The 13,091-nt window shown below is 68.3% G+C and carries 10 protein-coding genes and 3 pseudogenes; 6 read left to right on the forward strand and 7 right to left on the reverse strand.

Going from position 1 to position 13,091, the window contains the following annotated elements:
• Positions 1-312 (reverse strand): annotated as a pseudogene (locus tag HUW62_RS39925) (hypothetical protein); the annotation flags it as partial.
• Between the two features lie 227 nt (positions 313-539).
• On the opposite strand from HUW62_RS39925, the gene HUW62_RS39930 reads away from it, so the two are divergent.
• From HUW62_RS39930 to HUW62_RS39945, 4 genes are all read left to right on the forward strand, one after another.
• Complete coding sequence (locus HUW62_RS39930; RefSeq protein ID WP_176437407.1) at positions 540-1,238, forward strand: hypothetical protein; 699 nt, start codon at positions 540-542, stop codon at positions 1,236-1,238.
• A gap of 129 nt (positions 1,239-1,367) precedes the next feature.
• A complete protein-coding gene (locus HUW62_RS39935; protein WP_255203915.1) occupies positions 1,368-1,814 on the forward strand; it encodes a carboxypeptidase-like regulatory domain-containing protein in 447 nt (148 codons plus the stop codon).
• Positions 1,815-1,970: 156 nt separating this feature from the next.
• Positions 1,971-2,555, forward strand: a complete 585-nt coding sequence (locus HUW62_RS39940) for a type IV toxin-antitoxin system AbiEi family antitoxin domain-containing protein (protein WP_176437408.1) — start codon at positions 1,971-1,973, stop codon at positions 2,553-2,555.
• The gene (locus tag HUW62_RS39945; protein ID WP_163868573.1) at positions 2,552-3,040 is read left to right on the forward strand and encodes a nucleotidyl transferase AbiEii/AbiGii toxin family protein; all 489 of its coding nucleotides are present in this window, start codon (positions 2,552-2,554) and stop codon (positions 3,038-3,040) included. Before HUW62_RS39940 ends, HUW62_RS39945 begins: the two co-directional genes overlap by 4 nt.
• Here the strand turns inward: HUW62_RS39945 and epsH are convergent.
• Positions 2,943-4,250: an exopolysaccharide biosynthesis glycosyltransferase EpsH gene (gene epsH, locus HUW62_RS39950; protein WP_163868574.1), complete on the reverse strand. Its 1,308-nt coding sequence runs from the start codon at positions 4,248-4,250 to the stop codon at positions 2,943-2,945. The two genes, HUW62_RS39945 and epsH, sit on opposite strands and share 98 nt — an antisense overlap.
• Positions 4,251-4,376: 126 nt before the next feature.
• Here epsH and wzy point away from each other — a divergent pair.
• Positions 4,377-5,705, forward strand: a pseudogene (gene wzy, locus HUW62_RS49730) (exopolysaccharide repeat unit polymerase); the annotation flags it as partial.
• Positions 5,706-5,744: 39 nt separating this feature from the next.
• On the opposite strand, the gene mgtE reads toward wzy, so the two are convergent.
• Entirely contained in the window at positions 5,745-6,857 is a 1,113-nt protein-coding gene (mgtE, locus tag HUW62_RS39960) for a magnesium transporter (RefSeq protein ID WP_176437409.1), read from the reverse strand.
• Between the two features lie 164 nt (positions 6,858-7,021).
• Complete coding sequence (locus tag HUW62_RS39965) at positions 7,022-8,083, reverse strand: cation diffusion facilitator family transporter (RefSeq protein WP_163868576.1); 1,062 nt, start codon at positions 8,081-8,083, stop codon at positions 7,022-7,024.
• A 298-nt stretch (positions 8,084-8,381) separates the two neighbouring features.
• Here HUW62_RS39965 and HUW62_RS39970 point away from each other — a divergent pair, with 298 nt between their 5' ends.
• Positions 8,382-8,660, forward strand: coding sequence for a helix-turn-helix domain-containing protein (locus HUW62_RS39970; RefSeq protein WP_163868577.1), 279 nt, complete (start codon positions 8,382-8,384; stop codon positions 8,658-8,660).
• A 131-nt stretch (positions 8,661-8,791) separates the two neighbouring features.
• On the opposite strand, the pseudogene HUW62_RS39975 reads toward HUW62_RS39970, so the two are convergent.
• The 3 genes and pseudogenes from HUW62_RS39975 to epsE form a co-directional block, all read right to left on the reverse strand.
• Positions 8,792-9,763, reverse strand: a pseudogene (locus HUW62_RS39975) (hypothetical protein); the annotation flags it as partial.
• Between the two features lie 110 nt (positions 9,764-9,873).
• Positions 9,874-11,436: a response regulator EpsF gene (gene epsF, locus HUW62_RS39980; RefSeq protein WP_176437410.1), complete on the reverse strand. Its 1,563-nt coding sequence runs from the start codon at positions 11,434-11,436 to the stop codon at positions 9,874-9,876.
• A 361-nt stretch (positions 11,437-11,797) separates the two neighbouring features.
• Positions 11,798-13,075: an exopolysaccharide biosynthesis GT4 family glycosyltransferase EpsE gene (epsE, locus tag HUW62_RS39985; protein ID WP_255203916.1), complete on the reverse strand. Its 1,278-nt coding sequence runs from the start codon at positions 13,073-13,075 to the stop codon at positions 11,798-11,800.
• Between the last annotated feature and the right edge of the window lie 16 nt (positions 13,076-13,091).

Raw genomic sequence — 13,091 nt, forward strand, 5'->3', positions numbered from 1 at the left:
GGTGATGTCCAGGAGGGCCTCTCGGTAGAGGAGGATGTTCGCTCCGTCGATGCGGCGCGGGCCGTTCCACAGGGCAGGCAGTCGGACCCGGACGCCCTTGAGACCCGAGGCGCCGCCGTGCAGGCCCACCTGGAAGGAGAGGTATTCGTTCCGGGCGCCGACCAGTTCGACCTCGCGTTCGACCCGAGGTGGCGTCTGGGGCCGTATCTTCACCATGGCGCTCTCGGCCCAGACCGGGCCGGGGCGGGGATGGGCGGCGGAGACACCGGACCACAGCAGCGACAGGATGGACGCCAGGATGGGCAAGCGCATGGGACGGGAGGCTAGTGAGTCCCCGTCACCGGGTTGGACCCGGGTCGAACGGAAGGTCGGCTTTCGCACGGTGCGTCAGCAGCGAGGGTCGGGCCTTCCTGGCGTGGATCCACCACGCCGCGTCAGCAACCATGACGGAACCATGATGAAGCCGGTGGGCTCGTGGGGAGATCATCGCTGGGAGCTTCCGGCTGCTGGTGTCCTCTCGATGCTTCGAGGTTGACCACGTGAAGTCCGTCCTTCGTGGAGTGCTGTGTGGACTCGTGTGGATGCTGGCGCCGGCTGCCTGGGCTCAAGCCGAGGACGTCCCCGTCGAGCGGAGTCAGGGCCCCGTCACCGACGTGACGCTGTTCGTCGACGAGGGAACACGGGCGGGTGAAGCGAGCACCCGGCCCGCGGTGACGAGGAGCCCGAGCCGTCCCGTGGTGGAGCTCGATGCGGCGCGAGCCACCGGGCCCGTCGAGACGCTCGATGCCGGGCACCTCGAAGCGCGGGAGGTGAGGAGCCTCGGGCCGACGGTCGACGTGGGTTCCATGACGACGGGAGTCCAGGTGGACCGGGAATTCCTCCGGCGCATCGCGATGGTGGGCACGGAGATGCCCATCCGCATGGGGCCAGTGACGGAGGAGCGGATCAACGACGTCCCGGAGTTCGTCGACGTCATGAGCTTGCGCAACGCACCGCTCATCAGCCTGCGCACGTCATGGGTGTCGCGAGCGCCCGCGTCGGAGGTGATGCGGGGTCCGGAGTCCGACGCGTCCACCTGGAGCCGGAGCGCGACGCACCGGGCGCTGGCGTTCGAGGGTCAGCCTCGCGGCTTTCAGTCGCTGGCGGAGCTGGCGCCTGGGACGCCCGAGCAGTTCCTCCTCAAGCTCGTGGAGGAGCACGCCTCACGGACGTCGATGTCGAGCATCACGAAGCGCTGAAGCGACACGCTCTGTCCCTCAGGGGCACCATGCTCCGAGCGGGAGGCGTCGCGACCCGCGGGCGCCATGCGGAAACCGTGATGCGGTGACGAGCCGGGCGTGAGGCTCGGGGAGGGCGAGGTCGGGAACATGGACACCTCACTCGCGAGCCTGACCGAGGTTTCCATGATGAAGCTCATCGCGCCCTATCTCTTGTGCATGTTGGTGATGTTGGTCGCCGTGCCGGTGTTGTCGAGGGCGGAGAGCCCCGAGCGAGCGCCACCTGGGGTGTTCATTGGAACTGTCATCGGTGTGAAGAGCGGCGAGCCCGTCCCCGACGTGGCGGTCATCGCGACGTCGCCGAGCTTCAGCGGTGAGCGCGGGGCGGTGACGGACGAGCAGGGACGTTATCGCCTGCCCATGCTGCCCGCGGGCACGTACACGCTGCGGTTCGAGCACCCGGACTTCAACACCTACTCCCGCTCGGACATCCTGCTGCGCGCCAACCGCACCGTGCGCGTCAAGGTGGAGCTGCTCGAGCTGCCACCGCCCCCGCCGCCCCCGGACCCGGCCATCGTGAAGCAGACCCGGAAGTGACCCGAGGCCCAGGCCCGTTCCGCACGAAACTCAAAGGGCATTTTAGTTTCGTGCGGAGAGCCACGAGACTCAGCACGAAACTCAAACAGCATTTTAGTTTTGTGCGACCTCTCGACTGACCTTGCACGAAACTCAAATCAGGTTTTAGTTTCGTGCATGACCCGCAAGCGCGCCCAGACGCCGGACTGGAATCGGCTCTTCGACTTCGCCCTGGGACAGGCGGGCCTGTTCACGACGAAGCAGGCGGCGGAGTCGGGCTATTCGCCGCAGCTCCTCGTGCACTACGTGCACATCGGCAAGGTCGTCCGAATCCGGAGAGGGGTGTACCGGCTGGTGCACTACCCGCTCGCCCAGGACGAAGGGCTCGTCACTGTCTGGCTCTGGTCGGAGCAGCAGGGCGTCTTCTCTCACGAGACGGCACTCTCCCTGCATCACCTCTCCGACGTGCTACCCAATAAAATCCACCTGACCTTGCCCGCGGACTGGAAGCACCGCCGCTTCCGAGTTCCTCCAGGCGTCGTGCTCCACCACGCCGATGTCGCCACGGCCGAGCGCTCCCGGCCCGCCGCGATTCCAGTGACCTCGCCGCTCCGTACGTTGCAGGACTGCGCCCGCGCGCAGCTTTCTCCGGAGCTGCTGCATCAAGCCATCTCCCAGGCCCTCGACCGGGGGCTCATCCGCAAGTCCGACGTCGCGCGAATCCAGGACGCCACTTCACCGACTGGACACCGGAAGAGATGAACACCCGCCGCTACCTCACGGGCGGCGCCTTCAAGAATGCTCTCGAGCAACGACTGAGGAAGGCCTCGAAACATGGGGACGACTTCAGCCGTCGGCGCCAGCTCCTTGTCTTCCATCGCTTCCTCGCACGCGCCGCTCAGGCCTTCGGAGATGCCGTCACACTGAAGGGAGGACTGGTACTGGAGCTGCGGCTCGAACAGGCACGCACGACGCGCGACGTGGACTTGCGCCTCACGGGAAGCCCCAGAGACCTGCTCTCACGCCTCCAGCAAGCAGGGCAGCTCGACCTCGGCGACTTCATGCGCTTCGAGCTTCGGCTCGACACCCATCATCCCGAAATCCAGACCGAGGGCCTGCGATATGACGGACAACGCTTCCGCGCCCGCATCAGTCCGCCAGCGGCATGCCCCAGTCCGGCTTCTCGCGCTCACCCATCACCCAGCGGTACACCTCCACCACCTGCTCCGCCTTCGCCTTCCAGGTGAAGTACTTGAAGATGCGCTCCCGCGCCCGCTCACCCATGGGGCGGATGACGGACGGGTCCGCCACCAGCTTCGTCAGCACCTCGCGCACCCTCGCCACGATTTCCTCCGGCGTCCCGATGGGCACCGCGAACCCCGTGGCCGGACTCACAATCTCCCCCGGGCCGCCGTAGTCCATGACGATGGGCACCAACCCCAACGCCATCGCCTCGCACACCACCGCGCCACCGAACTCACGCACGCTCGGGAAGCCGAACACGTGGTTCTTCGACAGCCGCCCCTGCAGCTCCTGGTGCTTCACCCACCCGGCGAACGTCACCCCGGACTCGATGCCCTCCCGCGCCGCCTGCGCCTTGAGGTTCGGCATCTCCTGCCCGTCGCCGATGTACTCCAGCACCACCTTGCCCTCACGGATGAGCGGCGCCGCCGCCTCCATCAGCATGGCCATGCCCTTGTACGGCACGAAGCGCCCCACGAACGCCACCCTCAGGGGCAGCTCCACCTTCCCCTCCGACTTCGACGTGCCGAAGCGCTTCGGGTCGATGGCGTTCTCCGGCACGTACACCGTCTTGTCCTGCCACGTGCCCGCCACCTGCCCCCGCGTCGCCCGCGAGCCGGTGATGATGGCCGCCGCGTTCTCCCGCGTGGACTTGTAGAAGGGCATCAGCTTGTACGCATCCCGCACGTAGCTCAGCCACTCCTTCTCCCGCCGGCGCGCCCCACCAAATCCCTTGGGCCACGGCAACCCACCGTTGAGCGGCCCCATGACAAAGGGCACCCCCGCCGCCTTGCAACGCCGCGCCAAGGTGCTCGGCGTCGTGGGGCTGATGGGCGTGTAGCGGTGCACCAGGTCGAACTCCTTCGCCTTGATGCGCGCGCCGAAGCGCTGCCACAGCACCTCCTCGAAGTAGTAGTACGGCAGCACGCTCAACGCCGTCGCCGTCGTCCAGCCCACCCCCGCCGTGCCCCGCAGGAGCTGTCCCACCTTGTCGAGCGGCTTCTCCACCGGCGTCGAGTCCAGCGCGGTGAACCCAGAGCCCTCCTGCACCCCCTGCTTCAGGATGTTCTCCCGGTTGCGCACGTGCGTGACGAGGTGCACGTCCGCCACCTCGGCCAGCGCGCGGTAGAGCGACCAGCCTTCCAGCGGGACACTCACCCAGTCGGGGTTGCACAGCTCGGCAATCAGAAGGACGCGTGGTCTGGGAGCAGGCATACGTGAGGCTTCATCTATCCCAACCGGCCCGCCAGATGTAGCCTCCAACGCGTCGTGACGTACGCCCCGGACCGCCCCTCCTACCCGCGCTTCGTGGCGCTGCTTGGCTTCCTGGTGCTCGCCACCGTGGGAGGGGCCCTCCTCCACCCTGTGGTCGCTTTGGCCCCAGCCCTGCTGGTCGGCATCCTGTGGCTCATCCTCAAGGTTCCGGTCCGCTACCCGGTCCTCATCGTCACCTACCTGGTCCTCGCCGTGGACTACGTCCCCGAGCGCCCCCAGTCCGGCTTCTGGCCCTCACCGCTCCACCCCCTGGGTGAGCTGCTCTTCGCCCAGCTCAGCTACATCACCAAGATTGGCGCCCTGCGCTTCCCTTTGGTGGACGTGCTCATCGTCGGCCTGCTGCTGCTGGCCATGTACCGGCGGGTGACGAAGTCGAAAATCGACCCGCCCGCGCTGCCCATGCCCCGGCCGCTCATCGCCGTGGTGACGCTGTCCCTCATCGCCATCCTCTTCATGGAGGTGCGCGGGGTGATGCGCGGCGGGGACTTCAAGAACTCGCTGTGGCAGTGGCACCAGGCCGCGATGATGCCGTTCATCGTCGCCATGTATCACTACGCGATGCGCGGGCCGGAGGACTGGCCCATCTTCGCGCGCGCCGTCATCGCCGCGGGGCTGACCAAGGCCGCCATCAGCGTCTACTTCGGCGCCATCGTCGTGCCCTCCATGGGCGTCTTCGTCGAGTACACCACGTGTCACTCGGACTCGATGACGTTCAACTTCGCCCTCTTGGTGGCGACGATGCGCTTCCTGGAGAAGCCCAAGGGCGCTCACGCGCTGCGCGGGCTGCTCCTCATGTTCCTCATCTTCATGGGCATGATGTACAACGACCGGCGGCTCGCCTACGTCAGCTTCGTGGGCTGCCTGATGGCCGGCTACCTCATCACCCCGTGGCCCGCAATCAAGCGCACCTTCACGCGCGGCATGGTGCTGCTGGCCCCACTGATTCTCGTCTACTTCGCGGTGGGGTGGAACGCGCGCGGCGGCGCCTTCGCGCCCGTGCACAAGGTCCGCTCGCTCATCGACGGCGAGGGCGGCGAAGGCAACCTGGACTATCGCGATATCGAGAACCTGGACGTCATCGCGACGTGGACCCAGTTCCCGCTGCTCGGCACCGGCTACGGCCATGAGTTCCTGGAGCCGATTCCGCTGCCCAACATCGCCTTCGTGTTTCCGCAGTACCGCTACCACCCGCACAACTCCCTGCTGGGGTTGTTCGCCTTCGGGGGAATGGTCGGCTACACGGGCGTGTGGATGTACCTGGTCGTCACTATCTACCTCGCGGTGCGCTCCTACCATCGCTCGAACGTCGCCGAGCACCGCACCGCCGCCATGGTCATCGTCGGCGCCATCGTCTGCTACATCAATCAGGTGTTCGGAGACATGGGCATCATCTCGTACATCTGCACGTTCCTCACCTCGATATGCGTGGTGACGTCAGGGAAGCTCGCCGTAGCTGTGGAACAGGTGCTGCCAGAGCGTGATTCGCATGAAGCCCACCGTGCCGAGCACCGCGCCCAGCACCATGCCGGACAGGAGCTCCCGCCGCAGCACGCGCCACCAGTCGCGCAGCCGCACCTCCGTCAGCGCGAGTGAGCGGATGATGAGCGTGGTGGCCTGACTGCCCGAGTTGCCGCCCGAGGAGATGATGAGCGGCACGAAGAGACTGAGCACCACGGCGCGCGCGATTTCGTCCTGGTACTTGGACATGGCGGTGGCGGTGAGCATCTCCGACACGAAGAGCACCAGCAGCCAGCCGGCGCGCTTTCGCACCATGGCGAAGAAGCCCACCTCGAAGTAGGGCGCGTCGAGCGCCTCCATGCCGCCGACCTTCTGGATGTCCTCGGTGGCCTCCTCCTGGACGACGCTGACGATGTCGTCCACGGTGACGATGCCCTTCATCCGTCCCTGCGCGTCCACCACGGGAATGGCCGACAGGCCGTGCTCCGCGAACAGGTGGCTCAAGCCCTCCTGGTGGGCCTCCTCCCTCACGGTGACGAGGTCGGTCCGCATGATGTCGCGCACCGCCTTGCCGGGCGCGGCCTGGAAGAGCTGGCGCAGGGAGACCACGCCCAGCAGGTGCTGCGCGGAGTCCAGGACGTAGGCGGAGTAGATGGTCTCCACCTGTTCGCGGGCCTGTCGGCGCAGGTAGCCGAGCGCCTCGTCGACGTCCAGCTCCGGCCGCACGCGCACGAAGCGCGGGTTCATCAAGCCACCGGCGGCGTCCTCGGAGTAGGCGAGGAGCACCAGCACCTCGCGGCGGGAGGTGTCGTCCAGCAGGGCGAGGAAGGCCCCGTGCTCCTCGGTGGGGAGGCGCTGGATGACGTCCGCGGCGTCGTCCGGAGGCAGCACGCGCATCCAGTGGCGCCGCTCGCCCGGGGGGAGGGCCTGGAGGAGCCCGGCCTGGTCATGGGTGGAGAGCGAGAGGAAGAAGTCGTCAGCGCTCGACGGGGGCAGGAGCCGGAAGCCCTCCACCCTGTCCCGGGGCGCGAGCACGGGCCACGCGTCGCGCAGCTCGTCCTCGTGGATGGGGTCCGACTCGGGGGCCACGGCTCGCCTCCCTGCTCGCGTGGGCCGGAAACCGGCCTCGCATCAGGGACACGTTCAAGCACGGCACCCGAGGTGGGGACACCTCAAACGCTGGATGGCGGACATCCGCGCGCCCGATTGTGAGCCTCCGCGCACGGGCGGTGTCCGCGTGACGTCGGTGTGCCTCAGGTCCCTCGGGCGGCCACCACGCCGGGCGCGGGCTGGGCCGTGGCCGCGCTGGGAGCGGCGACGAGGTGCTCCAGCTCCAGGTCGATGTGCTTCGCCTCGGGGATGGCCTGACGGATGTCGGCCTCGATGGCGTCGACCTCCTCGCTGAGCGCGCGAATCAGGTGTGCGGCGACGCCCTGGAGCGACAGGGAGCGCTGCTCTCCGGCGATGGGCATGTTGGAGGGAATGGCCTCGGCCAGCCGCGTGGCGACGAAGGCCTCGCTGAAGCGCACCTCCGCCTTGAAGGTGAAGGTCTCCGGGGTGAGCTGACGCGTCTTCACGTCATGGATGTCCGCGACGCTGCCGCGCGCCCGGACGACCTCCACGAAGCGGCGCTCGACGTCCTCCGGCACCGCGCGCCCCAAGAGCAGCGAGCGGTTCTCCACCATGAGGTACACGGCGATGAGGCCCAGCAGGATGCCCACGGTGAGCGAGGCCAGCGCGTCCCAGATGGGATTGCCCGTGAGGTACGCGAGCCCGATGCCGCCGGTGGCCAGCACCAGGCCGAGCACCGCGGCGCCGTCCTCCAGGAGGATGGCCACGGCGGCGGGGTCGGCCTTCTCTCGCACGTAGCGCCCGAAGGGCATTCCGGCGGCGGCCTTCCGCATGCCGCGCACGGCGAAGAGGAGCACTCCGCCCTCGATGAGGAACGACAGGCCGAGCACCCCGAAGACGACGGGGCCCAGCTCCGCCGGGTGCGGGTGAAGGAGGGACTGGAGGCCGTGGTAGACGGTGACGCCGCAGCCGACGAAGAAGATGCCGGACGCGGAGAGGATGCCGAAGATGAAGCGCTCTCCGCCGTAGCCGTAGTGGAAGTCCTGGTCGCGCTCTTTCGCGGCGCGCTTGAGGCCCAGGAACAGCAGCACCTGGTTGCCGGTGTCAGCGGCCGAGTGGATGGCCTCCGACAACATCGCCCCCGAGCCGGACAGCAGGAAGGCGGCGAACTTCACGATGGTGACGAGCAGGTTTCCGCTCAACGCGACGAGGACGGCGGTGACGGACGAAGCGGGTGCGGCCATGGTTCCTGACGGGACGGAGGGGGACGCAACCTACCATGCACGGATCCGCTCTCCGGACAGAGGGACTCGAGGTCAAGGCGCGTACGGGATAGAGCCGAGAGGGCTGGGAAGCCGCGAAACCCCAGAGTGAGCCACAGCCACCCGTGGAGCCTTGTGGCCCGTCCAAGGAAGACTCGAATCCATTCACTCGAATGGAAAACGAGCGCGGAACCTGACAACCCGGCTCATTATCGCCAGAAACCATTCGCTCGCATGGATTTCATGGCGGAGTGAAGGGTCCACAGGAGCGCTGGAAACCATGCGAGCGGATGAACCCCCTGATGAAAACACCTGGCTCGATGCGCTCGCCCATTCGGTTCGGGCCCAGCGCAAGCGGCTGGGGCTCACGCAAATCGAGCTGAGTGACCTGGCTGGGTGCGGACCTGTTTTCATCTACGACGTGGAGAGCGGTCGCAAGTCGACCCTGCGGCTCGACAAGCTGGTCGACGTGCTCAACGTCCTGGGACTCCAACTGGCACTCGAGCGAGGAAATCAACGCCTGCATGTGAGCAAGCAACTGCGCGATGCGCCCTACTGACGTCCAGGTCGCCACGGTGTGGCGAGAGTCAACGCTCGTTGGGACCAGCACCCGAACGTTTCTTGGGTCTGCCTTCGAAGGTCGCATCACCGAGTCGCCGGTTGAAGCGTCCGAGGTCCACCGCGCGTGCCAGGCGCCAGCACCACGGTGAAGCCCTCCGCCGTCAGCGCCACTGACTCCACGCTCCGCAGCGCGGTGAAGGCGAAGCCCGCCTGTCCCTCGACAGCCAACGCGGCCCGAGCCGAGCCCGGCAACCCCGCGCTCTTCGCCGCCAGCCCCGCCGTCCTCCCCACCGCCGCGGTCGCCAGCATCACGAAGACTCGCGCCGCGTTCTCTCCCAGCACCTCCCCGTATGCCTCACCCGCCGCGCTCAGTTCCTCGAACGTGCGCGCCGCATCCACCCGCCGCACCATCACCACCCACGCATCCAACACCCGCCACACCGTGTCCACGCCCAGGTACGCAATCGCCGTCGCCGTCAGCAGCGACGCCATCCCCGTCGACAGCGGCTCCGGCAAGGACCACAAGAGCAGGTACATCGCCACCGACGCCGTCAGCGTCGCGCGGACCGCATGCGGATTGGCCAGGCCCTCCAGCGCCTCGCCCGTCTCCTCCCAGACCCCCGCCATCGCGATGGCCAGCGCGAGCGCATACCTGCCATCACTCCCCAACAGCGGCCCCTCCTCCAACAGCCGCAGACAGTCGCCCCCCTGGTGCTCCCGCTCACACCAGCGCCCGTAGTCCCGCGTCAGCACCTCGTCCGAGTACGACTCCAGCAACTGGGGCGATGAAGCGCCGTCCCCGTCGTCCCCCACCGGGACGAGCCTGCGGCCCTCATACAGATACACGCCGCCCCGCTCGGGAACGCCGAAGCGCTGTCGCGCTTCTCTCAACGGATGCGCGAAGGGCCTCACGTCCCTCGCGAGCCTCTCCACCGCCTCCGCGAATTCGTCCTCGTCCAGATCCACGGGACTCGCGTCCTCGCTCGGCGTGTGGACCTTGGGCGAACCCGTGCCCGTGTCCAGACGGACCACCCGGGTCGTCGAACAACCCGTCACCGAGAGCAACAACAGACACACCATCCATGCCCTACCACGACCCATCGCAGCCCTCCGGCACGGGCGCCGAACCACCTGAGTGGTCATACCCATACCAATGCGCTCCGACATTCCAGGCAGGACGCGACTGACACCGCCGCGTCACCGCGGGGTCATCAACTCAAGGACCTCGGCAGCAGGACATGGAACGTGCTGCCCTCGCCCGCGCGGCCCGCCGACTCCGCCCAGATGCGTCCTCCGTGGCGCTCGACGATGCCCCGGGCGATGGCCAGCCCCAACCCCAGCCCGCCATAAGCCACGCCGTGCGCGCGACCGAAGCGCTCGAAGATGCTCTCCAGCCGGTCCTCGGGAATCCCCAGCCCGTGGTCCGTCACCTCGACGTGCACCCACCCCGGCTCCGCTCTCGCGACCAGTTGGATGGCCCCTCCATCCGGCGAGTAGCGCAGCGCATTCGACACCAGGTTGCTGAACACCTGGTCCAACCGCTCCCCATCCGCCCGCAGCGACAGGCCCTCCGGCACCGACACCTCGATGCTCCACCCTTCCGGCAGGGGCTCGAAGTGCTTCGCCACGTCGCGCAGGAGCACGCCCACGTCCACGTCGTCCTCGTCCAGGGGCAGCTCCCCGCGCTGCAGGCGCCCCACGTCCAACAGGTTCTCCACCAGCCGCGCCATCCGGCTCACGCTGCGATGGATGCCCTCCAGCGCCCGGTCCACGTGCGGCGTCAGCTCCGCCGCCGCCTTCACCTTCGCCAGGTCCGCGTAGCTCCTCGCGGCCTGCAGCGGCGTGCGCAGCTCGTGCGCCGCCATGGTGAGGAACATGTCCTTCGCCTCGCTCGTCGCCCGCAGGGACTCCACCGCGCGTCGCGCGTCGTCGATGTCCGTCGCCGTCGATATCCACCCGACCAGCCGCCCCACCTCGTCCCGCTCCGGCAGCGTGCGACAGAGGAACCACCGGAACTCTCCGTCCGTCGCGCGGCGCAGCCGGTACTGCTGCTCCTTCGGCCGCCCCGAGCGCTGCATGGCATTCCAGGTGAGCTGCACGCGCCCCACGTCCTCCGGATGGAAGCAGCGCAGGTTCTCCTCGCGCTGACGACCCTGCTCGGGCGACAACCCCGCGTAGTCCAGCCAGCCCCGGTTGGCGTAGCTGATGGTGCCATCCGCCAGCAGGGCCCAGACGAACTGGGGCATGGAGTCCAGCACCCGGCGGAACCGCTCCTCACCGTGTCGCTCCAGCACCCGCCGCTCACGCTCCCACAGCGCCGCCTCCTGCTGCTGCAAGGCCCGCTGTCGCAGGTGGAGCGCGACGAAGGCCTCCGCCTTCCAGCGCAGCACGTCCGGATGGAACGGCTTCACGACGTAGTCCGCCGCGCCCGCCGCATACCCGTGCACCAGGTTCGCCTCGTCGCGCCCGTGCGCGGTGAGGAAGATGATGGGCGTGTAGCGGGTGCGCTCCCGCTGCCGGATGATGCGCGCCGTCTCGAACCCGTCCATGCCCGGCATCTGCACGTCCAGGAGGATGAGCGCGAAGTCCTCGCGCAGAAGGCACCGCAGCGCCTCCCTCCCCGATGACGCCTTCATCAGGCGCTGGCCCATCGGCTCCAGGATGGCCTCCAGCGCCAACAGGTTCGAGGCGTGGTCATCCACGAGCAGGATGCTGGTGCTGTGTGGCTCCACCTGAACGGGAGCGCGAGGGGTGAGCTGCTCGGTGCCTTCCAAGGCCGGTACTCCCTTCTCTCCCGAGGTCCCATCGCTGTAATCAGCGCGACCCCGATGAGCAGTCCCCCCACGACGCCTCGGCCCGTCCCGCCTCCGTCGGCGCAGGGTCCGGACGCCTGGCCGCCCAGCACTCGACGGAGCCCGAGGACTCCAACGCTTCAGGGACAAGGGTATGGAGCCAGGGACGCGTCGGCACGCTCTCCTGTCCGGAACATCGACGGGCGCGTGGCCAGGGCACGGGCGACTGAGCGGCATGGGCTCGAAGGTCGTCCCCTCTCGTCCCACGGCGGGGCTCCCGCAGGACGCCCGCATGCCGTGCCTCCGAGCCCCCGCCGCGCGATGGCCCTTCGAGCGCCGCTGACTACACCACCGCGCGCTGGAGCATCAGCGCGAGCATGTCCGCGCTGCGCTCGCTGCTGAACTGCGTCTCCACCTTGCGGCGGCCGGCCTCGCCCAGGCGCTCGGCTTCCTTCGGATTCCGGGCCACCTGCTCCAGCTTCTCCGCGAGAATCCGAGGCTCCTGCGGCGGCACGAGCAGCCCGTCCACGCCGTCGTCCACCAGCTCCTTCACGCCGCCCGCGCCCGTCACCACCACCGGCGCGCGCATGGCCATGGCCTCCATGATGGCCACGCCCAGCGGCTCCTGGAGGCTCGCCAGCGCGAAGATGTGCGAGTTCTCGATTTCGCCCCGCACCTTGTCCTCACCCACCGCGCCCAGCAGCGTCACCGCGTCGCCCAGCTTCGTCTCCGCGATTTTCGCCTCCAGCACCTTGCGGTACGTGGTGCCACCCGCCTCGTCCTCGCCGGCGATGGCGAGCCGCGCGTCGAGGCCCTTCGCGCGCAGCATCCCCACCGCTTCGATGAGGTCCGCGTGCCCCTTGCACGGGTTGAGGCGACCGCAGGAGAAGATGCGCAGCGGGCCCTCGCCCTTCCACGCCTCGTACGGCACCGAGCGGTTGAACTTGCTCAGCTCCACGCCCATGGGCGCCAGCTCGATGCGCGGCGGCAGGTGCCCGGCCAGCTCCTCGTTCACCTCGCCCAGGAGCTTCTTCGTGATGACGAAGGCGAACTTCGCGTGCCGCCACTTCTCCTTCTGGTTCGGCCCGTAGTCGTCCAGCGGCCCGTGCAGCGTGATGCTGTACGTCAGCCCCGACAGGAGATGCGCGAACATGGCCACGTGCGCGGCGTTGGCGCACGAGTGCACATGCACGTGCGTCCACCCTCGCTCCCGCGCCAGCGACGCGAGCCGCCCGCCCATGACGGCGAAGGCCAGGAGCTGCGCGCGACCCTTCGCGTCCAGCCCTTCGGCGCGGGTGATGGACGCCAGGCAGCGGGCCCAACCGGTGGGCATGGCGCGAGCCACCTCCGCCGCCGCCTTGAGCACGCCCAGGGTCCCCGGGGGTGACAGGTACTCCGTGCGGGACATCGCCTCACGCGCCCAACTGTGCGAAATGATGCGCGCGGGCGGGGGACGGGTGGATACCAGCTCCGGTGTCACGCCCTTGCCCGGCAGCGCCTGCAGCTCTCGCCAGAAAAAGATGTGGGTCTGTCCGGGAAACTCAGGGATGAGATAACCAATCTTCTGCACGAACTTTCCATAACACGCCCGCCCCCACGCCCCCACGCCCGCGCGCATCATTTCGCACAGTTGGGCG

Origin of the sequence: Myxococcus sp. AM011 (assembly GCF_013372595.1) — a bacterium.
Classification (GTDB): Bacteria; Myxococcota; Myxococcia; order Myxococcales; family Myxococcaceae; genus Myxococcus; species Myxococcus eversor.